The sequence below is a fragment of the Pseudomonas cannabina genome, from assembly GCF_900100365.1.
Lineage (GTDB): Bacteria > Pseudomonadota > Gammaproteobacteria > Pseudomonadales > Pseudomonadaceae > Aquipseudomonas > Aquipseudomonas cannabina.
Window position 1 is genome coordinate 68077 of sequence record NZ_FNKU01000002.1, and the last position, 25329, is coordinate 93405.

Annotated in this window: 20 protein-coding genes, 4 pseudogenes and 1 other annotated feature; of the genes and pseudogenes, 18 read left to right on the forward strand and 6 right to left on the reverse strand. The window is 59.6% G+C overall.

Annotated elements, in window-relative coordinates; genetic code table 11:
• Positions 1–4: 4 nt before the first annotated feature.
• The 7 genes and pseudogenes from BLT55_RS27640 to BLT55_RS27670 all read left to right on the forward strand — a co-directional run bounded on the left by BLT55_RS27640 (position 5) and on the right by BLT55_RS27670 (position 12148).
• Entirely contained in the window at positions 5–6205 is a 6201-nt protein-coding gene (locus tag BLT55_RS27640) for a type I polyketide synthase (protein ID WP_055002093.1), read from the forward strand.
• Entirely contained in the window at positions 6202–6645 is a 444-nt protein-coding gene (locus tag BLT55_RS27645; protein ID WP_004666812.1) for a PaaI family thioesterase, read from the forward strand. Before BLT55_RS27640 ends, BLT55_RS27645 begins: the two co-directional genes overlap by 4 nt.
• Before the next feature lie 49 nt (positions 6646–6694).
• A complete protein-coding gene (gene ccrA / locus BLT55_RS27650) occupies positions 6695–7900 on the forward strand; it encodes a crotonyl-CoA carboxylase/reductase (RefSeq protein ID WP_004666813.1) in 1206 nt (401 codons plus the stop codon).
• A 55-nt stretch (positions 7901–7955) separates the two neighbouring features.
• A complete protein-coding gene (locus tag BLT55_RS27655) occupies positions 7956–8699 on the forward strand; it encodes a thioesterase II family protein (protein ID WP_004666814.1) in 744 nt (247 codons plus the stop codon).
• A 112-nt stretch (positions 8700–8811) separates the two neighbouring features.
• Positions 8812–9780, forward strand: a pseudogene (locus BLT55_RS27660) (IS5-like element ISPsy2 family transposase); the annotation flags it as partial.
• A 194-nt stretch (positions 9781–9974) separates the two neighbouring features.
• Positions 9975–10571 carry a response regulator transcription factor gene (locus BLT55_RS27665; RefSeq protein ID WP_004666817.1) on the forward strand — a complete coding sequence of 199 codons (597 nt, stop codon included), beginning with the start codon at positions 9975–9977 and terminating at the stop codon, positions 10569–10571.
• The gene (locus BLT55_RS27670) at positions 10568–12148 is read left to right on the forward strand and encodes a sensor histidine kinase (protein WP_004666818.1); all 1581 of its coding nucleotides are present in this window, start codon (positions 10568–10570) and stop codon (positions 12146–12148) included. The genes BLT55_RS27665 and BLT55_RS27670 overlap by 4 nt, the downstream gene beginning before the upstream one ends.
• Here BLT55_RS27670 and BLT55_RS34155 read toward each other — a convergent pair.
• Positions 12039–12320 (reverse strand): response regulator, encoded by a 282-nt coding sequence (locus tag BLT55_RS34155; protein ID WP_229626617.1) that lies wholly within the window; start codon positions 12318–12320, stop codon positions 12039–12041. The genes BLT55_RS27670 and BLT55_RS34155 overlap by 110 nt on opposite strands.
• Between BLT55_RS34155 and BLT55_RS34160 the strand changes: the two genes are divergently transcribed.
• From BLT55_RS34160 to BLT55_RS27705, 7 genes are all read left to right on the forward strand, one after another.
• Positions 12279–12458 (forward strand): hypothetical protein, encoded by a 180-nt coding sequence (locus BLT55_RS34160; protein WP_223862779.1) that lies wholly within the window; start codon positions 12279–12281, stop codon positions 12456–12458. The genes BLT55_RS34155 and BLT55_RS34160 overlap by 42 nt on opposite strands.
• Positions 12459–12691: 233 nt before the next feature.
• Positions 12692–12922 (forward strand): acyl carrier protein, encoded by a 231-nt coding sequence (locus BLT55_RS27680; RefSeq protein WP_004666820.1) that lies wholly within the window; start codon positions 12692–12694, stop codon positions 12920–12922.
• 10 nt (positions 12923–12932) lie between these two features.
• Entirely contained in the window at positions 12933–13781 is an 849-nt protein-coding gene (locus BLT55_RS27685; RefSeq protein ID WP_004666821.1) for an alpha/beta fold hydrolase, read from the forward strand.
• Complete coding sequence (cmaA, locus tag BLT55_RS27690; protein ID WP_055000476.1) at positions 13778–15565, forward strand: L-allo-isoleucine:holo-[CmaA peptidyl-carrier protein] ligase; 1788 nt, start codon at positions 13778–13780, stop codon at positions 15563–15565. Before BLT55_RS27685 ends, cmaA begins: the two co-directional genes overlap by 4 nt.
• Complete coding sequence (locus BLT55_RS27695; protein ID WP_004666823.1) at positions 15552–16481, forward strand: chlorinating enzyme; 930 nt, start codon at positions 15552–15554, stop codon at positions 16479–16481. Before cmaA ends, BLT55_RS27695 begins: the two co-directional genes overlap by 14 nt.
• Before the next feature lie 9 nt (positions 16482–16490).
• A complete protein-coding gene (gene cmaC / locus BLT55_RS27700; RefSeq protein WP_004666824.1) occupies positions 16491–16913 on the forward strand; it encodes a coronamic acid synthetase CmaC in 423 nt (140 codons plus the stop codon).
• Between the two features lie 9 nt (positions 16914–16922).
• On the forward strand, positions 16923–17684 hold the full coding sequence (locus BLT55_RS27705; RefSeq protein ID WP_005734271.1) for a thioesterase II family protein: 762 nt from the start codon (positions 16923–16925) through the stop codon (positions 17682–17684).
• A gap of 59 nt (positions 17685–17743) precedes the next feature.
• Here BLT55_RS27705 and BLT55_RS34165 read toward each other — a convergent pair whose 3' ends face one another.
• Entirely contained in the window at positions 17744–18118 is a 375-nt protein-coding gene (locus BLT55_RS34165) for a hypothetical protein (RefSeq protein ID WP_004666826.1), read from the reverse strand.
• 83 nt (positions 18119–18201) lie between these two features.
• Here BLT55_RS34165 and BLT55_RS34170 point away from each other — a divergent pair, with 83 nt between their 5' ends.
• Positions 18202–18315 (forward strand): hypothetical protein, encoded by a 114-nt coding sequence (locus BLT55_RS34170; protein WP_004666827.1) that lies wholly within the window; start codon positions 18202–18204, stop codon positions 18313–18315.
• An 18-nt stretch (positions 18316–18333) separates the two neighbouring features.
• A complete protein-coding gene (locus BLT55_RS27715) occupies positions 18334–18945 on the forward strand; it encodes a LysE family translocator (RefSeq protein ID WP_004666828.1) in 612 nt (203 codons plus the stop codon).
• A gap of 520 nt (positions 18946–19465) precedes the next feature.
• On the opposite strand, the gene BLT55_RS27720 is transcribed toward BLT55_RS27715, so the two are convergent.
• Positions 19466–20443, reverse strand: a complete 978-nt coding sequence (locus BLT55_RS27720; RefSeq protein ID WP_007247761.1) for an IS5 family transposase — start codon at positions 20441–20443, stop codon at positions 19466–19468.
• Between the two features lie 333 nt (positions 20444–20776).
• On the opposite strand from BLT55_RS27720, the pseudogene BLT55_RS27725 reads away from it, so the two are divergent.
• A pseudogene (locus tag BLT55_RS27725) lies at positions 20777–21833 on the forward strand (IS630 family transposase).
• Positions 21834–21858: 25 nt separating this feature from the next.
• On the opposite strand, the gene cmaL reads toward BLT55_RS27725, so the two are convergent.
• The 3 genes and pseudogenes from cmaL to BLT55_RS27745 form a co-directional block, all read right to left on the reverse strand.
• Positions 21859–22155 (reverse strand): coronamic acid biosynthesis protein CmaL, encoded by a 297-nt coding sequence (gene cmaL, locus BLT55_RS27730; RefSeq protein ID WP_004666829.1) that lies wholly within the window; start codon positions 22153–22155, stop codon positions 21859–21861.
• A gap of 422 nt (positions 22156–22577) precedes the next feature.
• Positions 22578–23560 (reverse strand): annotated as a pseudogene (locus BLT55_RS27740) (IS3-like element IS51 family transposase); the annotation flags it as partial.
• Positions 23406–23522, reverse strand: a sequence feature (AL1L pseudoknot). Its footprint overlaps the pseudogene before it by 117 nt.
• Before the next feature lie 32 nt (positions 23561–23592).
• A complete protein-coding gene (locus BLT55_RS27745) occupies positions 23593–24198 on the reverse strand; it encodes a recombinase family protein (protein ID WP_054093013.1) in 606 nt (201 codons plus the stop codon).
• Between the two features lie 93 nt (positions 24199–24291).
• On the opposite strand from BLT55_RS27745, the pseudogene BLT55_RS27750 reads away from it, so the two are divergent.
• Positions 24292–25248 (forward strand): annotated as a pseudogene (locus BLT55_RS27750) (DUF4158 domain-containing protein); the annotation flags it as partial.
• Positions 25249–25329 lie beyond the last annotated feature (81 nt).

The following is a 25329-nucleotide window of genomic DNA, read 5'->3' on the forward strand; positions in this document are numbered from 1 at the left end:
CGCCATGACCGAGACCAGGAACACCGACAGCGAGCGGCTGACCGAAGCCCTGCGGGCTAGTCTGATGGCCAACGAAACGCTCAAGCGGCAGAACCACGAGCTGCAGGCCGCCGCCCAAGAACCCATCGCCATCGTCGCCATGGGCTGCCGGTTGCCCGGTGGCCTGGCTTCACCGGAGGCGCTGTGGCGCCTCGTCGAAGCGGGAGAGGCCTTGAGCAGCGCCTTGCCGAGCGACCGGGGCTGGCAGCTAGACAGCCTGTTCCCCGCAGACTCGCCGCTCCGCGAACGCGTCGCCGGCTGGCGGGGTGGTTTTCTCGACGAGGTCGCCGGCTTCGACGCCGCCTTCTTTCGCATTTCCGACCGTGAGGCCCTGGCGATGGACCCCCAGCAGCGACTCCTGCTGGAGGTCAGTTGGGAGGTGCTGGAACGGGCCGGAATCGTGCCCGCCACCCTCAAAAACAGCGCCACCGGCGTGTTTCTCGGCGCGACTCAGAACGGCTATCTCGCCGACTTGCAACGGCGTAACCCGGCTGCCGACGGCTATCGCTTGCAGGGCGGACTCAGCAGTATCATCTCGGGACGCATCGCCTTTGTCCTCGGCCTGCGCGGCCCGGCGATGACGGTCGATACCGCCTGCTCCGCTTCCCTTACCGCCATCCATCTGGCGGTCCAGTCGCTACGCAGCCACGAGTGCTCGCTGGCGCTGGCCGGCGGGGTGACCGTCATGGCCACGCCCGAGGTCTTCGCCGAATTCACCAGGCAGAACGGCTTGGCCGCCGATGGCTACTGCAAGGCCTTCGCCGAACAGGCCGACGGCACCTGCTTCGCCGAGGGTGCCGGCGTGCTGCTGTTGGAGCGGCTCGCCGACGCCCAGCGCGCCGGTCATCCGGTGCTGGCGGTGATCCGCGGCACCGCCATCAACCAGGACGGCGCCAGTAACGGCCTGACCGCACCGAGTGGCCCGGCCCAAGAGCAGGTGATCCAGCTGGCGCTACAGAATGCGCGGTTACGCTCGCTCGACATCGACGTGGTCGAGGCGCACGGTACCGGTACCGCACTGGGCGATCCCATCGAAGCCGGCGCGCTGATCAACACCTATGGGCGCGGACGCCCGCCGGAGCGGCCACTCTGGCTGGGCTCGCTCAAGAGCAACATCGGGCACACCCAGTTGGCGGCGGGTGTCGCCAGCGTCATCAAGATGGTGATGGCGCTGAACCAGGGCGTGCTCCCCAAGACCCTGCACGCCCAGGAGCCCTCCCGCAAGATCGATTGGTCGGAGCAGACCGTGCGCCTGCTCCACAGGGCGCGTCCTTGGCCCGAGACCGACCAGCCCCGGCGGGCCGGCGTGTCGTCGTTCGGCTTCTCCGGTACCAATGCCCACTTGATCCTCGAACAGGCGCCGCCGGCCACGCAGGTTGCCTGTCACCCGACCGTCGCCGAGTTGGAAGGGCTGCCAGCCATCAGTTTCCCGCTGTCGGCCGCCTGTGCGGAAGGCTTGCGGGCCCAGGCGCGCCAGACCATCGCCCTGCTCGAAGACCCGGCAACCGACCTGGCCGCGCTCAATGCGTCGCTGGCCATGCAGCGCAGCGCCCTCGATCATCGCGCGGTGATTCTGGCCGCCCAGCGCGAAGACGCCCTGATGCAACTCCGCGCGCTCGCCGAAGGCCGGCATGTCCCGGGCTTGATCCAGGGCCAGCGCTCGCCAAGCGGCACGACCGCCTTTCTGTTTTCCGGCCAGGGCGCGCAATGGCCGAGCATGGGGCGTCATCTGTACCGCATCTGTCCGCCGTTCGCCGCAGCGCTGGACGAGGTCTGCGCCGCCCTCGACCCCTTGCTGACGCAGCCGCTCAAGAACGTCATGTTCGCCGACAAGGGCAGCGACCGCGCCGCGCTGCTGGATCGCACCGACTTCATCCAGCCAGCCTTGTTTGCCTTTGAGGTGTCCCTATACCGGATGCTGCGGCATTTCGGAATCGTCCCCGACGTGCTGCTGGGCCATTCCATTGGCGAAATCGCCGCGGCCCATGTCGCTGGCGTCTTCGCGCTGGCCGATGCCGCCCGCTTCGTCGCCGTGCGTGGCCGCCTCATGCAAGCTATCACCCACGAGGGCGCGATGGTCGCCATCGAAGCGAGCGAGCAGGACGTCAGTGCCACCTTGGCCGGACTCGAACAGAGCGTCGCCATCGCCGCGGTGAACGCGCCGACGGCCGTGGTGATCTCCGGCGATCGCAGTGCGGTCGAGCGCCTGGCCGCGGACTGGCAGCAACGGGGGCATCGCACCCAGATGTTACGGGTCAGCCATGCCTTCCATTCGCCGCACCTTGACGGCATCCTTGCCGAACTGCGCCAAACCTTGGCAGGGCTCAGCTTCCACGCCCCCACCCTGCCCATCGTCTCGACCGTCACCGGTACGCCGCTGACCGCCGAGCAGGCACGCTCGCCCGATTACTGGGCCGAACAGGCCCGCCAACCGGTACGCTTCGCCGCTGCGCTGTGCTGGCTGCTGGAGCATCGCCTGACCACGGCCGTGGAAATCGGGCCGGATGCTGTCCTCACGGCGCTCGGCCGGACCAACGCGAGCCACCATCCCAACGGTGATACGGCGGCGCAGTGGATCGCCCCCCAGCGTCGCGACAAGGACGATCCTCGCCCGCTGTTCGCAGCGCTCGCCCAGCTGTACACCCGGGGCGCCGCGCTGGACTGGCGCCGACTGCTGCCGCCCGCCCCCACCTTGGCCTTGCCCACCTATCCTTTCCAACACCGGCACTATTGGTTGCAGCCGCGCTCCGGCGCAACCGGCCATGCGGGCAACATGCCCGGCCTGCTAGCTCTGGAGCATCCACTGCTGGCGCACGGGCTCGAACGCGCCGATGGCCAGGGCTGGGTTTTCTGGGGGCAACTGGATGGTTCCTGCCAGCCCTGGTTGCTGGAACATCGCGTCGGTGGGCTGGCGTACGGTGCCGGCGCCATGACCGCAGAGTGCATCCTGACAATAGGCAACCGGCTGGGTTGTCCGCTGCTCCAGGACCTGACACTGCAACGCCTGGTGCCCTTGCAGGAGCAGGGTGCGGTCGATATCCAGATTCACCTCGACGTACCCGACGCCCAGGGTGTACGTAACGTCGCGGCCTACTATCGCCCGGCGGAGCCAGATGCCACGGGTGGCTGGCAGCACTTCGCAAGTTGCCAGCTGTTGCCCGACCCTACCGAGCCACCGCTCTGGTCTGACCTGCAGACCGCCGTCTGGCCGCCAGCCCACGCCGAGCCGACGGCCTTCGCTGACCTCTATGTGCGCTTGGCCGAACAGGGCGTTGAACTGGAAGGCTCCTTCCGGCGGATCGTCCGCGCCTGGCAGAGCCCCGAAGGCATCTACGTCGAAGCGGAGCGTGCCCATAGCGAGCCAGGCCCGACTTTCACCCTGCACCCGACGCTGTTGGACGCGGGCCTGCAATCTGGCCTGCTGGTCGAGGGTGCGGCGCCTCCCGCCGCAGCACCACGCCTGCTGTTCTCCATGAGTGGCATGCGCCTGTACCAAGCCGGTGCCACGCAGCTACGTGGCCTGCTCCAACTCAAGGCGCGGCCCACCTCGCCGACCGCGCCCCGCGACTACCGTATGCGCCTGGCGGACTACCAAGGCCGGGCCGTCGTCACCCTGGAATCCATGGTGCTGAAGTCGGCCAGTACAGGCACCCTGCCACACCGCCTCGTCGGCTACCGGGTACTGTGGCGCGAGGTATCGCCCGACCCCATGGCTGACCCGCCCGAAGCGCTCTGGCTGGGCGCTGGGGACGACCTGCCGAGCGATTGCGCCAGTGCTGCCTACCAGCACCTGGCCGACGCGATCACCACCCTGGCAACGACGCCCCCCGGCACGGCGCTCGTCCTTGTACCGCCGGTACCCCCGGCTACGCCGGCCGCGGCGAACCGCGCCCTGCAAGATCTGGCGGCCACGCTACGCGAGTGGCTGGAAGATGAGCGGACGGCAAGGCATCCGTTGCTGGTGGCAACCCGCCGGGCGGTGGCCACCGCCGATGACGAAGACGTGCCCAACCTGTCCCAGGCGGCGCTCTGGGGACTCGTGCGCACCGCTCAGGAGGAACACCCCGGCCGCATGCTGCTGCTGGACCTGGATACCGCCCCCGCTACCCCGCGTGACTTCGCGCGCGCCCTGGCAGCCGCACAGGGCGACGAGCCGCAATTGGCCTGGCGCCAAGGGCGTCTGTTGGCACCGCGACTGGTCCGCTCCAGCGCCGTGGCGCCGGCAACCGAGCAACAGTCGGACGTCGCGCTCGATCCGGGGGGCATCGTGCTGATCACCGGGGGCACCGGCACTCTGGGTCGGGCTCTCGCGCGTCATCTGGTCGCCAAGCACGGCGTACGTCACCTGCTCCTGGTGAGTCGTAGTGGTGCCGCCGCGCCCGAGGCCACCGCCTTGGTGGAAGAGCTGGCCGAACAGGGGACCGCCACCACGGTCGCCGCCTGCGATGTCGCCGACCCGCAGGCCCTTGCGCAGTTGTTGGACGGGCTGCCCGCACGGCATCCACTGACCGCCGTCTTCCATGTCGCTGGCGTCGTCGATCCGGCGCCCCTGTTGCAACTCACCCCCGCGCAGCTCGAAGCGGTGGTGAGGCCCAAACTGGACGCGGCCTGGCAACTCCACCGGCAGACCCGCCAGCGAAAGCTGGCTGCCTTCGTTCTCTATTCCTCGGCTGCCGGCCTGCTGCCCCAGCCGGGCCAGAGCCACTATGCCGCTGCCAACACCTTCCTCGATGCCCTCGCCCACTATCGTCGCCACTTGGGCTTGCCAGCCGTTGCCCTGGCCTGGGGCCTGTGGGCCGAGCGCTCGGCCATGGGTGAACGAATGGCCGCCGCGGGTATCCAGGAACTGCTCGACCGAGGTCAGTTGCCCATCGCCCTGGAGGATGGCCTGAGCCAAGTGGATATGGCGCTGACCGGGTCCCTGCCGCCCCTCGCGATTCCTGCACGCCTGGACCTGCCTGCACTCCGCCGCCATGGACCCCAGGCGCTGCTGCGCGAATTGCTCGCCGAAGGCAGCGGGCAGACGGCAAGCCAAGGCTCCGAAGCCTTGGCGAAACTAGCTCCCACCGAGCGGCGGACACGCCTGCTGGCGGTGATTGCCCAAGGGGTCGGTGAGGTGCTTGAGCATCCCGATCCAGCGGCGATACCTGGAGATACCGAGTTCCTTGTCCTGGGTTTCGATTCCCTCACGGCCGTCGAGTTGTGCAGTTGGCTGGCGGCCACCACCGGCATCCGCTTGCCGTCCACGGCCGTGTTCGACCATCCGACCCTCAGCGCCTTGGCCGACCACCTGAGCGCCTGCCTGGACCAACCGGAGCGCGCCCCAGCGCCAACCATCGCGACAGTGGGCATGCTTTTCGAAGAATTGCGCGAGGCTATGCGGCAGGGGCGTCTGGCACAGGGGCTGGAGCGATTGGCGCAATTCGCGGCCAAACGTCCTACGTTTGGCCCGGATGCCGCCGAAGGGCACGCGCCCGCGCCCAGCTGGTCGCGCCAAGAGCGTGACCGGCCACTGCTCATCTGCCTGAACTCCTTCCTGCCCGCAAGGGCCAATCTCACCTATCAGCGCTTGAGCCGCGAACTCAAAGGCCACTATGACATGGCCACCTTGCCCCTGCCTGGCTACGATAACGGGCCGTTGCCGGCCTCCGCCGAAGCTGTTGCAGTGGCGCTCGCGCACGCCGTCGAAGCCTGCGCTGCCGGTCGCCCCTTCACGCTGCTCGGCTTTTCCACCGGCGGACTGGTCGCCTATGCAGTCGCCGAGCTCCTGCAACAGCGCGGCATCCACCCCGCGGCCCTCTGCCTGATCGACACCTACCCGCCGGCCGCCATGCGTTCGGCGGTCCTGAAGGAAGTCCTGAGCGATTGGTTGGAAAGCCGCAGCGACTTCTGGTCGACAGACGACGACGGCCTGAGCGCCATGGCCTATTACCTGGAGCTCTTTGGCCGCTGGAGCCCCCTGCCGCTGGAGGCTCCGGTCCTGCTGCTGCAGGCGGAGCAGGCCTCCGCAGCGGGCGCCAGCGACACCTGGCCGCAACTCTGGCCACGCCTGACGCAGGTGGTGAAGACGTCTGGACGGCATTTCGCCCTGCTCAGCGATGAGGTGCAGCAAACCGCACAGCACCTCATCCAGGTGCTGGCGGACTACAGCGGAGCGGCGTCATGACCTCGGAGAACTTCCACTATGTCCTGGATCGGTCGCCACTCTTCCAGAGCCTGGGCCTGAGCGTCGTTACCCTGAGCGCCGACAGCGTCTGCCTAGCCATCGCAGAGTCGTGCCCGACCCATGGTGGCGCTTTCGGAGACATGACCCTGCCTAGCATCAATGGTGCCGTGCTTTGCGCTGCCTTGGAGGCCGCCATTGGTCTCGGCGGTCATGCCGCCCTCGGTCACACGCCTGCGGGCGTCATCGAGTTGTCGGTGAAGCTGCTGCGCCAGGTACGTCACCTCCCCTGCTACATCACGACACGGCTCGATCGCCAGGCACCGGGCCTGACATTCGTTTCCGCGGTCCTGACCAACTCGCGAGGGACGCCTTGCGCCACGGCCTCCGGCATCGTGGTCGCCACCAGGGGGGCGACCGAACGAGGCCTCCCTCTCGACTAGCCCCGGATCGGCCTTACCGATTCTCAACCTAAAAACCAGTAGGAAGCCCATGAATCAAGCACTGACTGAAACCATGCAGGCCTTTCTGATCCGCCCCGAGCGCTATGGAGAACCGCAGCAGGCCATCCAGCTCGAACAGGTCCGGATCCCCACCCTGGGTCCGCACCAGGTCCTCATCGAAGTGATGGCAGCCGGACTCAACTACAACAACGTCTGGGCCGCCCAGGGTAAGCCGGTGGACATCATCGCCGCGAGGCGCAAGCGGAACCGTGACGCCGAACCCTTCCACATCGGCGGCTCGGAAGCCTCCGGTTACGTGAAAGCCGTGGGCGACGCTGTCACCCACGTCAAGGTGGGCGATACCGTGGTGGTGTCCTGCTCGGTCTACGACGCCACGGCCATAGAATCGCGCGTCGCCCCCGACCCCATGTTCTGCAGCAACCAAGAAATCTACGGCTACGAGACCAGCTACGGTTCCTTCGCCGAATACACCCTCGTCGAAGACTACCAATGTTTCCCAAAACCAAAGTTCCTGAGCTGGGAGGAAAGCGCCACCCTGATGCTCAATGGTCCGACCGCCTACAAGCAGCTCACACATTGGGCACCCAATACCGTCAAGCCTGGCGACGCAGTCCTGATCTGGGGCGCGGCAGGTGGCCTGGGCTCTATGTCGATCCAGTTGACCCGCGCGCTCGGGGGGCTGCCGGTGGCCGTGGTGTCCAGTCCAGAAAGGGGCCGCTACGCCTGCGAACTCGGCGCCGTGGGGTACTTGCTCAGAACCGACTATCCGCACCTGGGACGTCTGCCGGACTTGAACTCCGACGCTCACAGCGCCTGGACCAAAAGCTTCGCGAGTTTCCGTCGCGACTTCTTCATGACGCTGGGGAAAAAGGAGCTGCCCAAGGTGGTGATCGAGCACTCCGGCCAAGCCACCTTCCCCACCTCGCTGCAGATATGCGACCGCTCCGGCATGGTGGTCATCGTGGGTGGCACGTCCGGCTACAACTGCGACTTCGATGTCCGCCACCTGTGGATGCACCAGAAGCGCATCCAGGGCTCCCACTACGCCAACATCCGCGAGTGCCAGGAATTCCTGCAACTTGTCGAACAACGCCGGGTAGTGCCGACCCTGAACACCCTCTATCGCTTCGAGGAAACACCCAGGGCGCACCAGGCGCTACTGAGTGGCGAAGTCGTAGGCAATGCTGCTGTGCTGGTCAAGGCCGAGCTACCCGGCCTCGGGGTCGGTTGTTGACTGGCTGCCGGCTCGACGCGCGACCTCCTACTCCCTCTTGCTTTGAGACCTAGTCATGTCCTCAACCAATGACCACACTTGGCTGGTACGGGCCAGCCGCGAGCAACGACCGCGCACCCTCTATGCCTTTCCCTATGCCGGTGGCGACGCCCAGGCATACTTAGGCTGGGCGAGCCGGCTCGATGCCTCCATCGAGTGGATCACTCTGGAACTGCCAGGCCGAGGGCGCTGCCCCGCAACGTCCTATGCCGACATCCAGGAATTCGTCCAGGCGCTGGTGCCGCTTTTCGCCGACTGCCAGAAACCCTTCGCTTTCTTCGGCCATAGCTTCGGGGCCCTGCTGTCCTTCCTGATATGCCGAGCCTTGGCAGAGCGGCAGCTACCCTTGCCACGCGGCTTGATCCTGTCTGGCTGCAAGGCCCCCGCCTGCTTCGAACCGGTAGCGCAGCCAGCACTTTCCGACGTTGATACAATTGCCCTCATCCGCGCCTACGGTGGTACGCCCGAAGTGGTCCTGAGCAACCGGGCGCTGATGAGTTTTTTCCTCCCGACCATCAAGGCGGACCTGACCCTAGTTCGCAGCTATCGCTGGCAGCCGCAACCCCGCCTGCCGATCCCCCTCTTGATCTTGAGCGGTCGCCAAGACTCCACCCATGGTCCCGACGTCGCCCATGGTTGGCGCGACGTAACCTCTGGTGAAACCACCTTCCAAGCCTTCGAGGGCGGCCATTTCTTTATCAAGGACCATCATTACGACGTACTACAGATCATGAATCAATTCTTGCTAAAAACCTTATAAAGCCAGCCACTACACAGGCATTCTTGGACGATTGAGACTTTTAAGGGAAACTCTGAAAAAGACTTCCTAATTTGGCAAAATCTGCGGACACTAGCCGCCGAGCTTTTCGATGATGAAAAAGATGACCTTCGCCGACGCCGAATACGCCGGCAAGCGCAAGCAGACCCGTAAGGAATTGTTCCTGATCGAGATGGATCAGGTGGTGCCCTGGAAAGGTTTGATTGCCCTGATTGAGCCCTATTATCCAAAAGGAGAAGGTGGCCGTCCCGCCTACCCACTGATGGCGATGCTGCGTGTTCATCTGATGCAGAACTGGTTCGGCTACAGCGATCCGGCGATGGAAGAAGCGCTGTATGAGACGACCATCCTGCGTCAGTTTTCAGGCCTGAGCCTGGAGCGCATTCCAGACGAAACCACCATTCTCAACTTCCGTCGTCTGCTGGAAAAGCACGAGTTGGCGACTGGAATTCTCGGCGTAATTAATGGTTATCTGGGCGACCGTGGCTTGTCGTTGCGTCAAGGCACCATCGTCGATGCCACGCTGATTCACGCGCCCAGTTCGACCAAGAACAAAGATGGCAATCGCGACCCTGAGATGCATCAAACCAAGAAAGGTAACCAGTACTATTTCGGCGCCAAGGCTCACATCGGCGCCGACTACGAGTCAGGCCTGGTGCACAGCGTGGTAGTAACAGCGGCCAATGTGGCAGACGTTACGCAGGTTGCCAAACTGCTGCACGGCGAGGAAAACGTAGTCTGCGCCGACGCAGGTTACACCGGGGTCGAGAAGCGCGAAGAACATGCTGGGCGCAAGGTCATTTGGCAGATTGCCGCCCGCCGCAGCACTTACAAAAAGCACGGAAAACGCAGTGTTTTGTACAAGGCGATCCGCAAAATCGAGAAGGCCAAGGCCCAGGTTCGCGCCAAGGTCGAGCATCCGTTTCGGGTAATCAAACGCCAGTTTGGCTATGAAAAAGTGCGCTTTCGGGGCTTGGCCAAGAACACCGCGCAGATAGTGACGTTGTTCGCCCTGTCAAACTTGTGGATGGCCCGCCGACATTTGTTGGCGAGCGCAGGAGAGGGTGCGCGTGTAATGCAGGAAATGGTTACTGCAAAGGGCTTTGCAGCGGCCGAAAGAGCCGAAAAACGAAGAGAATTGAGCAAATTCCGACATGCATCGTTTTTTGAAAAGTGCTGAGGACTCGGTAGCCGGAAAACATCCGGCTACTTCAGACCTTCCCTAGAAATACTCTTTATATAAGGTATACGTAGTTCATGCCGAGCTCTTCGATCTTGCTCATTGATGATCACGCCTTGTTTCGTTCAAGCGTGGCCCTGATGTTGGAAATGAGGCTGCCACGGACGACGGTCAGCGAAGCAAGTAGGATCGAGCAGGCGCTTGCTCAGGCGTTGCCGGCACCCGATCTCATCCTCCTCGATGTGCAGCTGGAAAGTACTAACGGCCTGGAAGGCATTGCCTTGTTGCAAGAGCGCTGGCCCTTGGCGAGGGTGGTGATCGTGTCCGCCTTCGACCGGGATGCGATCGTGCGCGAGGCGATCCAGCGCGGTGCGGTGGAGTTTCACTCTAAGGCAGAATGTCCAGAGCACCTGCTACAGCGGATCCAGGCGCTGCTCTCCGGAGAGCCTCCCGAACCGAGGACTATCGCCGCCACCCCGTTGCCGCTCACTTCACGCCAGCGCCAGGTGCTCGGGTTGCTGTGCCGGGGATTGACGAACAAGGAGATCGCTTTGCAGCTCTGGCGCTCGGAGCACACGGTCCGCAGCCATGTCCAGGCGATACTGACTATCCTCCAGACGTCCTGCCGTACGGAGGCGGCCGATGCCGCGCGCCGCCTAGGACTCGTCCTGTGAGGCACGACGCTCGCTCATACAAGGAGGCCCTGCGACTCATTCTGGTCGAACTCACCCAGTCGCTGGTCAAGACTACCCTGCTCGCTACCAGCTTGATCCTGACCTTCAGCCTGCTCGACGGCTTTCAGGCCCGCGTGTCTTGGTCAGCCCTCGCGCAACTGAGCGGCGACTGGGACCTTAACGCCATCCAAACGCAATTGTTGCTTTGGTATGTCGCCGTCGTGAGTCTTAGGGTGGGCCAAGTCATCTATGCGCGCCAGGTATTGCGACTCGACCTGGACGCTGGCCGAGTGCAGCCAGTGACTCGGGTCCTGATGCTGGCCGGTATCTTGGAAAGCGTCGTCTGGGTAATGCTGTGCGAAATTGCCCTCCAACAGGCGTTTCCTACACCCGTCATCGGCTTGCTGTTGGTGCTGTTCGCCACGCTCGGCAATGTCAAGGTGTCGCTGAATTGTGCCGTGCCCAGTCTTTATCTGGGACGCATCCTGCTGCCGGTGGCACTGATCACTATGTGGTTTCTGCGCGTTGGTGATGACCTGCACAGAATCCTGGGGAGCGCCGTGCTGCTTTACGGCTTGGGGCTCTGCCGATTGGCGCACTCGGGTCGGCAGCGCCTAGTGAAGCAATTGAAAAGGCAATTGCTGCTGGATGAGACCACCAAGCGGGCACGCCGTGACCTGCAGCAGCTCCGCATCGCCTTGCAACGGGCGCGGCAGTCGAATACGGCGCGCTGTCAGTTGCTGGCTGGAGCTAGCCATGACCTGCACCAGCCCCTGCAGGCTCAGGGATTTTTTCTGGCAGCCTTGGCCGGCAGTCCGCTCGATTCCCAACAGCGGCAATTGCTGGCCAGGGCCCGAACGGCCGTCAAGACTACTACCGACATGCTAAATACCTTACTGGAACTATCACGCATCGAACTGGGTGCCTTGCAGCCGACATTGCACGTTTTTGCCCTGCAGCCACTGCTGGATAAACTGGAAATGGAGCTTGCGCCCCTCGCCAACGGCAAGGGCCTCAGCTACCGCACGCTGGACACGGAGCTATTGTCTCTATCCGATCCAACCTTGCTGGAGCTGATACTGCGAAATCTTATCGGCAATGCGATCCGCTACACCCTGAGGGGCGGCGTCCTGATCGCTTGCCAGCGGTGCCATGGCTACCTCCAGATCGAGGTCGTCGACACCGGCGTCGGTATCGCTCTCCAGCACCAGCAGGAAATCTTTCGCGACTTTCACCAACTCGATCATCCGACCCGGAACAACCACGAAGGGCTAGGTCTGGGGCTTGCCATCGTTGCTAGGTTGGCTCGCCTATTAGGCCATCCATTGACCTTGGCTTCCCGAGAGGGGCACGGCAGCACTTTTCGGGTGCATCTTCCCCTGGTCAGGCCGGTGAGAGCTGATGGTGAGACGGTCATTGTGCCCAATACATCCAGACCGAGCGAGAGTCTTGAATGCCGGTGCCGTTTTAGCGCATTTCAACCAAAGCCTGGCGCGGCGCGGCATCGTAGAGTGAGCGACAACGGAGTGGTGATGAGGGGCGCCCGTTGGGAGGAGCCACCGGAGAGCAGCGCCTAGATCCGCTGTAGCAGGTGCTCTGGACATTCTGTCTTAGAGTGAAACTCCACCGTACCGCGCTGGATCGCCTCGCACACTGATCCCGGTCGAAGGCGGACACGATCACCACTCTCGCCGAGGACCAGCGCTCTTGCAGCAAGGCGATGCCTTCCAGGCCGTTAGTACCTTTCATTTGCAAATCGAGCAAGATGAGATCGGGGGCCGGCACGCCTGGGCAGACGCCTCCTCGATCCTGCTGGCTTCGCTGACCGTCGTCCGTGGCAGCCTCATTTCCAACATCAGGGCCACGCTGGAACGGAACAAGGCGTGATCATCGATGAGCAAGCTCGAAGAGCTCGGCATGGACTACGTATACCTCCAGTAAAGCGTATCCCCGGGGCGCTTTTGGTCAAAATGGACGATGGGCGCTCGCGCGGTACGCCTTTAAAGTCGGTTCGTGGTCCAGCGTGGGCCATCTCCCTGAGCGAGCAGATGGCTTTCGGCGTGAAGCTTACCGATGTGCCGGGGAACCGGCTCCCTTATTGACGACGAGGCATGTAAACCATGAGCTCAGCAAAACTCGATCAGATCTTCGAGGCCATTTTTCAGCGTCCGGTGGGAAATGACGAAGATATCTTCGACCTGGGTGCCAATTCTCTTACCGCTATCCAGTTGATTGGTCAGGTCAACGAGGCGTTTGGCGCCAACATCAATATGGAGCAGTTCTTCTTGACGCCCTGCAAGCAAACGGTGCTTGCGCAGTTGCAAGTCGCCCCTGCGGCGGATAAAGCCTGAGAGGGTTGCCATGCACAGCCTGTTCACACTAAACCTGGACCTAGAGCGAGCCGGCAAGGTGATCTGTGCCCAGAGCTTGCCGTTCGACACTGCCCGGGAAACCCTCCTATTGTTATCGCCCGTGGGCACCCAGTGCTGCTACATGAAGAACGCTGCACTATTTCTGATCAGCCATTTCAATCTGATAATCCTGGAAAGCGACACCTGGCTGGCGTACGCCAACGAAGCCGGGGTCAATCCCGAAGAAGGCGTTGCGGACTTCATCCGCCAGTTCAATGCAGCGCTGCCAGAACCCGTGCGTGTAGATGCACTGGTGGGCTATTGCTCCTCAGCGCCTTTGGCACTCTTGGCAGCCAACCAAGGTGCTTGTCGCACCTTGCTACTGCTTAATGGCGCGTACTTTCTCAAAGACGACGGGGTGATCAAGAGCCAATACGAGCGCGACGTGGAGCGCATGATGCAGTCCATTCCCCAAGGCAATTGCGCCCAAGTCTACGAAGCCGTGAGTCTGTTGCACACCCAAAGCACCTATACCCCGAGTGACTATCGCTACCAGCAGGTTCGCCCTCTGCGAGAACTGTCTGCGTTCCGCCAGTACCTTACGTTCCTCAACAACCTGGCGAGCTTGGAATTGGTCAGAATTGCGCAGGCCGTAAAGACCCCCACGCTGGTGTGGTGCGGCAGCCAGGACCGTTATACCGACACCGCATCTTCCCGGTACATCGCCCAGCTGCTGCCTCACAGTGAACTGGTGGAAGATCCTGATGGCCAGCATCACGATTTTGTCGATGGCCACGAACGTTTGTACCTGACGATGACCCGTTTTCTGACCCGTCACAAGCAGAGGGCCATTCAATGACCTCCTACCATTCACATCCTCCCAAAGCCTACCGCCGATTTGAGTCGGTCTGCACGCAAGCGCCAAACGCAATTGCGGTGGTGCACGAAGGAAAACCAGTCACTTATCAACAGCTCCAGACGCAGGTGTTGGAACGTAGCGAAGCACTGATACGTCAAGGCCTGGCAGACCATCCTTACATGCCGCTGATGGCCAACCGGTGCCTTGAGTATCTGATAACGATGCTGGCCTGCTGCAAACTGGGAATTACCTACGTCTCCATCGAGCCAAGCACGCCAAGCAAACGCCTGATCGCCGTGCTGGAACAATTGGGCTGCAATCATTTGCTATTGCTCGGTCAGCCAACGGACTTGCGCCCTGACCCAACGCTAACATGCTTTCGCCTGGACGACTGCGGCACTCTGTGCTCCGACGGCCCTGCCCTACGCCAGCCTATCCGACGGCGTCTGGATGATGCTTCGGTGATAACCGTGATGTTTACCTCTGGCACTACCGGCGTCCCCAAAGGTGTACGCATCAGCCAAGACGGGTTGCTGAATCTAGTAGACAACGTACAGCAACAGGTCCAAGGCAAGCCCCGCAGCTACGTACATCACTCGTCCATCGGCTTCGATGCTGCATTGTTTGAAGTGTGGGTACCGCTGCTGACAGGCGCCTGCGTCACCCTGCAACCTAGCGAGTTCAATATAGATGCACTGGATCACTGCGTACGCGCGGCCAGCTGCGATGTGCTGTTACTGACCACCTCACTGTTCCACCTGGTGGCGCAACACCGCCTTTCAATGCTCGAGGCTGTGCGCGTGCTCTATGTCGGCGGTGAAGTACTTAAACCGGTGCATGCCCGCGCGCTGCTGTTGGCCAATCCTCGCATTACCCTGGTGAATGGCTACGGCCCGACCGAGAATACAGTGTTCTCCACTTGGTACAGTTTGAACAAGCCTGAGGACGCCGAGCGAGACGTAATTCCTATCGGGCAGTTCCTACACCAGGTGCACGGCAAAATCGTCGATGCCAAACTGCAAGAGGTGGAGGTCGGCACGCCCGGCGAGTTGCTGCTCACAGGTGCGAATCTAGCCCTAGGTTACCTCGACGAAGCTTTGACCCCAACCCGCTTTCTACAACTGCCGGAAGGCACCTATTACCGGACCGGCGACTATGTCATCCAAGATGAGCACGGCATGCTTTTCTACCAAGGCCGCATTGACGAACAGGTAAAAATCAAAGGCTTCCGGGTGGAGATCGCCGAGGTCGAACATGCGCTGACCCAACTGCCTAGCGTCGCCCAGGCTGTGGTGCAGGCGCATGTCATGAACGATTTGGAAAACAGCCTACACGCTTTCATCGTGTTCCGGCATGGCTCGCCAACTATCGAAGAAAGCAAGCTCATGAGCCTATTGGGCGACCGGCTTCCTCATTACATGGTACCGAGGCGGATCCACTACCTGGCGGAACTTCCGCTGACGGCCAATGGCAAAGTCGACAAGCGTTCCTTACAGCCGCCGGAGAAAGCAGCGGTGGTGTCCCCTCAGGCCGGTTCGGCAGTGCTAGAGATCTGGTCCGGCATCCTCGGCACCCGCAACCTGCAGTTGGAACACTCAATTTACGGCTATGGCGCCTCATCTTTGAGCGTGGTCATGGCCCATAGCCGCATCAACGAAATACTTGGCAGAACGACCCCTTTCGACGAAGTCGCCAGGCTGAGCACCTTTCAAGAGTGGGTGCAGTACTACGCAACGCATGCAGACCCAGTAACTTCTCTCAGGAGCCAACATGGAAATCACTGACTTTTCGTTGACGAAACAGGAACTTCAGCAATTTGATCGAGATGGGTTCATCGGTCCCTTCACGCTCTATGAGCCTGAAGAGATGAAACAGATGCATAAGACCATCCGAGCACAACTGTTCAACCGCACCCATGCTCCCTACGACGCGCCACTGGATGTCGCGATCACCAACTACGACCGGCACCTGGATGTGGACTTGCTGACCAGTCATGTGTTTCGCAAGGAAATCGTGCATCGAGTGCGAAGCATCCTCGGCCCGGATGTAATCTGCTGGCGCAGCGAGTTCATCCCCAAATACCCAGGCAACGAAGGCACTGACTGGCACCAGGCAGACACTTTCGCTCACGCCTCCGGCGAGCCGCAACTGGTGTGGCCCGAGGGCGAGCCGTTCGGCGGCGCTATTAATGTGTGGACGGGTTTCACTGATGCCTCCCAAGAAAACGGCTGCATGCAGTTCATCCCCGGCAGCCACAAGCAAATGAACTACGACGAAACCAGGGGCATGACCTTCGACCCGGTCACCAACAATAATGTGGTCAAGGGGCAGTATGCACGTGGATTCAACGGCTACGACTACACCACTCTGCAAAAGGACAAGTCATGGAAGCCGGATGAAGCTTCGGCAGTACCGATCGTGATGAAAGCGGGCCAATTTGTAATCTTCCGCTCGATGCTTATGCACTCCTCGCTACCCAATTCGACAACCGACAAGACCCGCCTGGGCTATGTGGCCCGCTACGTACCCGGACGGGTCAAGGTTTATCCAGATACAGATTACGTTAAGGAATTCGGGGGCGAGTATCGACTTGATCGGTTCGGCGTGGTGCAGGTGGCCGGTACCACCACCGACCCCAAGAACAAAGTGGCCATCAAGAGCCTAAGCGGCATGGACCTGAAGCCCCTAGTCATTTATTGAGGATTGATCATGGAACAGCCCTCCTACCTGGCAATCGATCACATCGCGTATGCCACGCGGTCTACGGAGAAAACCTCGGCGTTCTTCACGGCCTTGGGGTTCGAGGTGCTGTTCCATAAACAACCCATCGAAAAGTTTGGCGTGTTGATAACCAAGCTCCGCTCGCCAGCAGGCGAAATCGTGGAAGTGGTCGAACCCTTTCGACCTGACAGCGTGGTCAGCCGGCTGCTGGTGAATGTGGAGGCGTGTATATACCATGCGGCCTTTAGGGTCCGCGATATCCAGACTACTCAGACGTCTCTGGCCAGTATCGGAGGCGTCTCGGTAACCAAACCCATGACCATTCCGTACCCGGCCACCGAGGAACATCGCTCGCTGACAACCTCGCACATGTTCCACCCCGCAGTGGGCCTGTTCGAGATCACCGGTTAAGGAGCCGCCATGGCCGATCCTTTTGTGGTGCAACGGCCCTGGCTTGCACCACTGCCAGGCGCCCCTATGAACGCATGTCGCCTGCTGCTGTGTTTCCCCTACGGAGGAGGTGGCGCCTCAGCGTTCAATGGTTTGAGCCGGCTAGCCGAGGTCGGCGTTGCGACATGGGCAGTGAAACTACCTGGACGCGAGGATCGAAGTATGGAAGCGCCGGTCACGCGGGTCGCGCATGTTATCGAGGCGATCCTCGATGCACTGCAAAGCGTAGGCATGCCGTACGCGTTTTACGGTCACAGCTTCGGTGCCGGGTTGGCGCTTGATGTAACCCACGCGCTAGTCGAACGCGACCGGCCGCTGCCGACGAATTTGGTCCTGTCCGGGCGCATGCCGCCCCATACCGGCTACTCACCGCTACTGGGTGCGATGGACGACAACCAATTGTGGCAGCACGTATGCTCAGAGAGCCTCTTGCCACTGCCGACGGATGCCTCGTGCAGTTTCGCCAGGCATGCGCTGGGCAAGCTCAAAGCCGACCTAGCGCTCAATGCACAACTCACTTATCGCTTTATCCGGCCGCTGCCAGTGCCCCTTTACGTTCTCAACGGCCAGGACGACCCGTTGCTTGAGCTCCATCGCCTAGACGAATGGCAGCGCTACACCAGCAAAAGCTTCCATAGCGAGTACGTACCCGGCGGACATTTTTTCTTCAACATCAATTTTCAGCTTTTGTACTTGCCTCTGTTAACCGCTCTAGATGAACAAGGCAGTTGAGCGTTATGGAACGTGTATTTTGGAACACCCCTTATCTTTCGTCCCTAGACGCTTGCGTGCTAAGTATTGACGGGCTCGACGTGGTGATCAGCCCGACGATTTTCTTCGCCGAATACGGCGGCCAAGAATCGGATAAGGGTTGCATCAACCGTATCGAAGTCACCCAGGCCACGGTTGTTGACGAGCGCATCATCTATCGGCCTTGCCGAAGATCCAGACTTTGCCGTGGGCGATCTGGTTAGCGTGGAGATCGATTGGCCTCGTCGGTATGCGCTTATGCGTTTGCATTTCGCCGCTGAAATTGTGCTGGAGTTAAATTCCCGGACTTGGAAAAGATCGGTGCCCATATCGGCCAACACAAAGCGCGGATCGACTTCTCGCTGGAGGGTAATGTCAGCCAGTACTTTCCGGAAATCCTGCAGGGTGTAGAGCACCTCGTAGCCGCCTACCGATTGAAAGCCGCTTTACGGACACCGAGTGCTTGCGCCGTTGCTGGTACATCAAGGGGTTTTCAGAGGTGCCCTGTGGCGGTACACATCTGCGTACCACGGGCGAGGTCGGGCGTATTCGGCTCAAGCGCAATAACATCGGCACGCACAAAGAGCGTGTCGAAATCTACCTAGTGGATTGACCGCCCAGGAGAGCTATCATGTTCAACATCATGTCTGTACTTGGGTTGCTGCTCTTGATGCCAGGGCCAACGAATACATTGCTGCTGCGGTCTGGAGCACTGAGCGGATTCCGACACGCCTGGTCTTTGAGCCTGCTGGAATACTCGGCCTACCTGCTGCAGATTTCCTTTTGGGGGTATCTGCTCAGACATATCGGTGACAGCGCTCCCTGGTGCCTCAAGGTGGTACAACTGGCGTCGATGGCTTATCTGTTCAAAACCTCACACCGGCTATGGCGCAACCCCGATAACCCTTGCCATTCCTCACCCAACGTGCAGATATCCGGAATGTACTTTTTTCGGCTGACCCTGATCAACCCCAAGGGTCTACTGGTGGTTTCGTTCATCGCTCCCGAGCAGACCTTTACCGATATCAAGTTGTACCTGTATTTTGTCGCGCAACTCAGTATGGTGGTAATCCCGATTGGCTGTGCCTGGGTGCTGCTTGGCGCATACATCAAACGCAGCGGGCATGCTTGGCTGACAACGCTGAATATTAATCGCACAGCCTCGGTGATCATTTGCTGCTTCGCGGTGGCGATCCTTTCCCAATTGACTGACTCACTGATCAAGACCAAATTGGCATTTTAGGTGTTAGGGAGCCGCTGATTTATTCGATTTTTCGTCCCGGCAACGCTCTGGAGGCCTTGATTTATCTGGGGGCAACAGCTGGGTTTTAGAATAAATCAGCGTCTCCTTAGGTCCCGTGAAGTAGTGGTTTGGATAATGCTTGCATCGTTCGGGGTCTCTCTGCCACTGCTCTTGGATAAACCCAAAGGAGGATATTTTGTTGCAGCAAGCATGGGCCGCATAAAGGCAAACAGGTTAGTACGAGGATCTTCTTATAGCGTCAATACTTTAGGGAAGGTCTGAAAAAGCCTTTTCTTCAAAAGTCGAAGCCAGTAAATACAGGCGCTCCAGCCCGGTTCCTCTCCAAAAAAATGGGCTTTTTCAGAGGATACTTAGGGAGACGCTGAACAATTAACCCGTTCGCACCGTCCCCATTTCCAAGCCGGTTTTTTTCAACCTGCCGGCCTTATTTTACGTTTCTCGAGCAGATTTCTGCCCTCATTTTGCTGAAAGGCGGGCCAGTCCCGCCTTTCAGACGGATTTATCCTGCCGTCTGTTGTAAATACCGCTTGGCCAGCATCAGATTGGCCAACCCAAACAAACTGAACAACTGCGCTGTATTCTTTTCCAGCCCACGGTAGCGAACCTTGCGATGATTGAAGCGCACCTTGATTACCTGGAAGGGGTGCTCGACCTTGGCACGCAGTTGCGCCTTGGCATATTCAATTTTGCGCTTGACCCGATACAGCACGCTGCCTTCGCCGTGCTGCTTGTAACTGCTTGGCCGTTCTGCAATCGACCAGATAACGTCCCGTTCAGCATGCTCCGGTCGCTTGGCCGCACCGGTGTATCCAGCGTCACCCGAAACATAGGTTTCGTCACCGTGAAGCAACTGGCCAACCTGGGTGACATCCGCCACGTTAGCGGCCGTCCCTACTACGCTGTGCACCAGCCCCGACGTGGCGTCTACACCAATGTGGGCCTTCATCCCAAAGTGCCATTGATTGCCTTTCCTGGCCTGATGCATCTCAGGATCACGCTTGCCTTCTCGGTTCTTGACCGAGGGCGGCGCGGCGATCAGAGTAGCGTCGACGATAGTGCCTTCCTTGAGCAGCAGCCCCCGGCTGGCCAGATGCTGGTTAATCGTTTCAAACAGCAGCCGGGTTAGCTGATGGACTTCCAGCAAGCGGCGAAAACGCAGCAAGGTGGTGGCATCCGGTGCAGACTCGCGACCCAGGTCGATACCCATAAAACCGCGGATGGCCTGGCTGTCGTAGACGGCATCTTCGCAACCTTCATCGGAGAAACCGAAACACTGCTGCACGACGTACATGCGCAACATGCGCGACACCCCTATCGCAGGGCGTCCGCGCTTGCCTGCGGTGTTGCTATAAAACGGCGCCACTTGCGCCTCCAGCAGGGCCCAGGGCACCAACTGTTCAAGGTCAGCCAGGAAGCGATCTCGGCGAGTCTGCTTTTTCTTGCCGGTATATTCGAGTTCGGAGAAGGTCTTCTGCACGCGCGTAACGCTCACGGAGAGGGAGGCTGTTGAAGGAACTTAGTGTGCCAAGGGTGGGGACAGTTGGCTATTTTTGCAGCGCCTCCTTAGGGAGACGCTGATTTATTCTAAAACCCAGCTGTTGCCCCCAGATAAATCAAGGCCTCCAGAGCGTTGCAGGGACGAAAAATCGAATAAATCAGCGCCTCCTTAGATATTTTCCGAAGTGGCATTTTTCTTACTCATGATTATATTAAGAGCTCATGGCGTAAATTCTAGTGTGCTGTCTCAAAAATAAGCTCTCTGTAAAATCGTCTATGCTTGCTCGTTTACCACACTGATGGAGACGAAGAAATGAGCGCCCAAGATATCCTCCTGAGTCCTGAAGAACACGCCGAACTGAGCCGTCGCACACGATCAGCCACCATCCGTCAGCGTGACGGTCGCCGCGCGAGGGTCATCCTGTTAGCTGCTCAAGGTTGTTCACGGGTTGAAATAGCCCGCCTGGTTGGGTTCTCTCTTCGCTCGGTCACTCTTTGGTGCCAGCGTTTTCAAGAGCGGGGACTAGACGGTTTGATCGATAAGCCTGGCCGCGGACGTAAGTCATTCTTGCCGCCAGAAGCCTTGGCCCGAGTGCTTGAGCAAGTGGTTCAACCTCGTATTGACCAGTCTCGCTGGAGCTGCCGAAGCATGGCGCAAGTCGCGGGTATTTCTCCGGCCAGCGTCCAGCGCATATGGGCTGCCAATGACATAAAGCCGCACCTGGCTCGTACGTTCAAGCTGTCCAACGATCCCAACTTCGAAGAGAAATTCTGGGACGTCATCGGGTTGTATCTGGATACTCCAGACAAAGCACTGGTGCTGTGCTGCGATGAAAAAAGTCAGGTTCAGGCCTTGGAGCGTACCCAGCTGGGACTGCCTCTGGGCATCGGTCATATCCGCACGCAATCGCACGATTATATTCGCCATGGCACCGTCACCCTGTTCACTGCGCTCGATTACCTTGAGGGGCGGTTGATCAGTTCTATCGAGCGCCAACATCGGCATCAGGAGTGGCTGGACTTTCTCAAAAAAATCAATCGGGAAACGCCCAAGCACCTTCAACTGCATCTGATCGTCGACAACTACCGCCACGCACAAGCATCCGAAAGTGAAGGCCTGGCTCGAAAAGCACAAGCGCTTCCATATGCATTTCACCCCTACCTCAAGTTCGTGGATGAATATGGTTGAGCGCTTCTTTCGCGACATCACGGTATACCTGCGCGACGGCAGTTTCAGCTCGGTTCGCGAGTTGGAAAGCTCGATCACCACATTTCTGGCACTGCGAACTCGCTACGTTTGGAACGCCAAAGGAGAAGATATCTTGAACAAGATACAGCGAGCCCGCGAGGCGATGACTTCGCAGGCATAAGGGAATTTAATTTTGAGACGGAACACTAGTTATCCATTCCCTCCACAATGAACAATTGCATCTCGTCGGCTGCACCTTCGCGGAGGTGTCTAGCCTTTGTATACTCTTCAGAATTGTAGAACTTCTGTGCTGCCTCAACTGAAGGGAACTCTACAATCACCACGCGACGGCTTTCAGCCTCTCCTTCCAAAAGAAACTTCTGGCCTTCTCTCGAGATGAAGCGGCCTCCATGAGCTTTTACAATGTCAGGCGTTAGCCGCTTGTAATTATCATACCGAGCTTGGTCGGTGATACTCATTTTACCAATAAGATAGGCGTTCATTTTACCCTCCACACATCAAAGCAAAAACCCGACAGCGGGTGCCATAATTTTTTTCCAAGAGGGTCACCTTCGCCATGGGCTTAGCATCGGGATGCAAGCCATCTGATCGTTCGAGGAGACGGCCCACGCTCAACCATGAATCGACCTTAAAGGCGTAATGGGCTAGCGCCCATCGTCCATTTTGACCAAAGTGCTCCGAGGATACGCTTTACTGGAGATATACGTAGCCATCCCGAGCTCTTCGATCTTGCTCACTGATGTTCACGCCTTGTTCCGTTCCAGCATGGTCCTGATGTTGGAAATGAGGTTGCCGCAGAAGACGGTCAGCGAAGCCAGCACGCTCGATGACGTTCTCACCCAAGACGCGTCTCTTGGATCGTAAGTGAACCGCCCCGGGTTTCTCGGAGACCCTTTTGTTTGAGTCATGCCACCTGGGCAGACTCGGTGAGTTGCTGATAATAGATTGCTTCTGCCTCGACCGGTGGAATATGACCGATTGGCTCCAGCAGGCGGCGGTGATTGAACCAGTCCACCCATTTTAGCGTTTCCAGCTCCACCGCCCCCCGTGTGGGCCAAGAACGTCGATGAATCACTTCAGCCTTGTAAAGACCATTGATGGTCTCAGCCAAGGCATTGTCGTAAGAGTCACCGACACTCCCGACCGATGGCTCAATACCGGCTTCGACAAGACGCTCGGTATAGCGAATGGACACGTACTGCACGCCACGGTCACTGTGGTGAATGAGTCCACCCTGCTTGACTGGGCGACGGGCGTAAAGGGCTTGCTCCAGTGCATCGAGTACAAAATCGGTACGCGCTGAACTGGACACCTTCCAACCGACGATGAATCGGGCAAAGACATCAACGATGAAGGCCACGTAAACAAAACCCTGCCAGGTACTGACGTAGGTAAAGTCCGATACCCACAGGGCGTTCGGGCACTCAGCCACAAACTGACGGTTGACATGATCCTGCGGGCACGGCCTGGCTTGGTCGCTGACCGTCGTCTTGACGGGCTTGCCGCGTACCACGCCTTGCAGGCCCAGCTCTCCCATCAGACGTTGCACCGTACAGCGGGCGACTTGCAGTCCTTCACGCAGCAACTGTCGCCAGACCTTGCGCACGCCATATACCTGGAAGTGCTCATCCCAGACTCGCTGGATGTGCTCACCCAGTTTCTGGTCACGTTGCGCACGCGCTGACTGCTGGCTGGGGTCAGCCTGCTGAGCAGCGTACCGGTAGTACGTCGACGGGGCGATTGGCAACACCTTGCAAATCGGCTCGACCCCGTAGGACTGGCGGTTTTCATCAATAAACGTCTTCATCGTTTGAATGGGCGGTCGAGCTCCGCCTGGGCAAAATAGGCTGAGGCCTTACGCAAGATCTCGTTAGCTTGACGCAACTGGGGTCGGTTCAGGCTGGGGGCGAAATGACACGCTAAGCCGTTTCGCGATGCCTGCGGACAATTTCAGTGACGGTGTTCTTGCTAATACCAAGATCTCGGGCAATCCATCTGTAACTGCGACCTGCTTCAATCGCTTCGATGACTTTGGGGTAAAGTTTGTCGGATTTCGGGCGCACGCCTACTTGCCGCCCGAGCTTACGCCCTCGGGCACGAGAAGCGGCGAGGCCTGACTTGACTCGTTCACTGATGAGATCGCGCTCGAACTCCGCGATGCCGGATAGAAACGTCGCCAGCATACGACCATGCGGTGACGACAGGTCGAACGCCATACCATTCATAGCAATGACAGACACCTTCCAGCCTTCCAGTTCTCGTAGCGTGTTGAGAAGATCGATCGTTGATCGGCCCCATCGAGACAATTCCGTCACCAGGATGACTTCGAGATGTCTCGACTGGGCCAGCGCCATGATCTTACGTCGCTCAGAACGGTCAAGCTTCGCACCTGATCCAGTTTCCTTAAAAATTGCGGTGACCTCAAAACCTGCACGATGGGCAAACGCTGTGAGGTCACGCTCCTGCCGTTCGCATGATTGGTCAGCCGTCGAAACACGGCAATAAATAGCGGCTCGTTGTCCCAATTGAACCCTCGTCGTTTTATGGGGCGGGAAGCCTTGATTTGCATGGGCTGAGTTTTGTACAAAACAGACTATGCTTCAACAGGGACAGTAGTGATGCCGAGACGACACATTCTCACCGAGCGACAGCGCTCGGCACTGTTTGATCTGCCCACCGATGAGTTATCGCTGCTTCGGCATTACACACTGGGCGATGACGATCTTGCACATATTCAAGAACGCCGCAGACCCGAGAACAGGTTGGGGTACGCGTTGCAGCTTTGCGCGTTGCGATATCCAGGGAGCACGCTAGCTCCGAGCGAAGTGATTCCGTATGAGATCTTGTCGTTTATCGGGGCTCAGCTTGGAGTCTCGGCCAATGCACTTCTCACCTATGCCGCCCGACGACAGACTCGCCATGAGCATATGGCGGCGTTGCGCGAGAACTATGGGTACAAAACCTTCGCTGGTCGCGGTGCTCGTGATCTGCGCGACTGGCTTTTCGATCAGGCTGAGGAGGCCCGTTCGAACGAAGATCTTGCTCAGCGTCTCGTCTTGCGTTGCCGTGAAAATCTGATGATTTTGCCAGCGATATCTACTATCGAACGACTATGCGCAGACGCGCTGGTCGCCGCGGAACGACGGATAGATACACGAATTGCGCAAAGGCTCTATAGCGCTGTGCGCGAACGGCTTGATGGCCTGCTGACCGAGTTGCTCGATGCCAATATCAGCCGTTTCATCTGGCTTCGCCAGTTCGAGGTCGGCAACAACTCTGCTGCTGCAAACCGGCTGCTCGACAAGCTGGAGTTCTTGCGTAGCCTGAGTCTCGATCCGCAGGTACTTGCCGGTGTCCCACCGCACCGTGTCGCTCGTTTGCGCCGGCAGGGCGAGCGCTACTTTACCGATGGTTTGCAGGACATCAGTTCGGATCGGCGCTGGGCAATCATTGCTGTCTGCTCTGTGGAATGGGAGGCTGCGATCGCTGATACTGTGATCGAGACTCATGACCGAATCGTGGGGAAAACCTGGCGCGAGGCGAAACGGCTAAATGATGAACAGGGCAGCCTGCGGCTGCAAATCGCCCGTTCTTGCGATCGCGTAGCAGCAGAAACATCGATTTGAGCTTTGTCATGAGGCCCATTATTGATCATC

What these genes read in the sequence shown, in the direction of transcription:
- BLT55_RS27640 (WP_055002093.1), top strand. Translation starts at nt 5, where the DNA reads ATGACCGAGACCAGGAACACCGACAGCGAGCGGCTGACCGAAGCCCTG.
- BLT55_RS27645 (WP_004666812.1), top strand. Translation starts at nt 6,202, where the DNA reads ATGACCTCGGAGAACTTCCACTATGTCCTGGATCGGTCGCCACTCTTC.
- ccrA (WP_004666813.1), top strand. Translation starts at nt 6,695, where the DNA reads ATGAATCAAGCACTGACTGAAACCATGCAGGCCTTTCTGATCCGCCCC.
- BLT55_RS27655 (WP_004666814.1), top strand. Translation starts at nt 7,956, where the DNA reads ATGTCCTCAACCAATGACCACACTTGGCTGGTACGGGCCAGCCGCGAG.
- BLT55_RS27665 (WP_004666817.1), top strand. Translation starts at nt 9,975, where the DNA reads ATGCCGAGCTCTTCGATCTTGCTCATTGATGATCACGCCTTGTTTCGT.
- BLT55_RS34155 (WP_229626617.1), bottom strand. Translation starts at nt 12,320, where the DNA reads ATGAAAGGTACTAACGGCCTGGAAGGCATCGCCTTGCTGCAAGAGCGC.
- BLT55_RS27680 (WP_004666820.1), top strand. Translation starts at nt 12,692, where the DNA reads ATGAGCTCAGCAAAACTCGATCAGATCTTCGAGGCCATTTTTCAGCGT.
- BLT55_RS27685 (WP_004666821.1), top strand. Translation starts at nt 12,933, where the DNA reads ATGCACAGCCTGTTCACACTAAACCTGGACCTAGAGCGAGCCGGCAAG.
- cmaA (WP_055000476.1), top strand. Translation starts at nt 13,778, where the DNA reads ATGACCTCCTACCATTCACATCCTCCCAAAGCCTACCGCCGATTTGAG.
- BLT55_RS27695 (WP_004666823.1), top strand. Translation starts at nt 15,552, where the DNA reads ATGGAAATCACTGACTTTTCGTTGACGAAACAGGAACTTCAGCAATTT.
- cmaC (WP_004666824.1), top strand. Translation starts at nt 16,491, where the DNA reads ATGGAACAGCCCTCCTACCTGGCAATCGATCACATCGCGTATGCCACG.
- BLT55_RS27705 (WP_005734271.1), top strand. Translation starts at nt 16,923, where the DNA reads ATGGCCGATCCTTTTGTGGTGCAACGGCCCTGGCTTGCACCACTGCCA.
- BLT55_RS27715 (WP_004666828.1), top strand. Translation starts at nt 18,334, where the DNA reads ATGTTCAACATCATGTCTGTACTTGGGTTGCTGCTCTTGATGCCAGGG.
- cmaL (WP_004666829.1), bottom strand. Translation starts at nt 22,155, where the DNA reads ATGAACGCCTATCTTATTGGTAAAATGAGTATCACCGACCAAGCTCGG.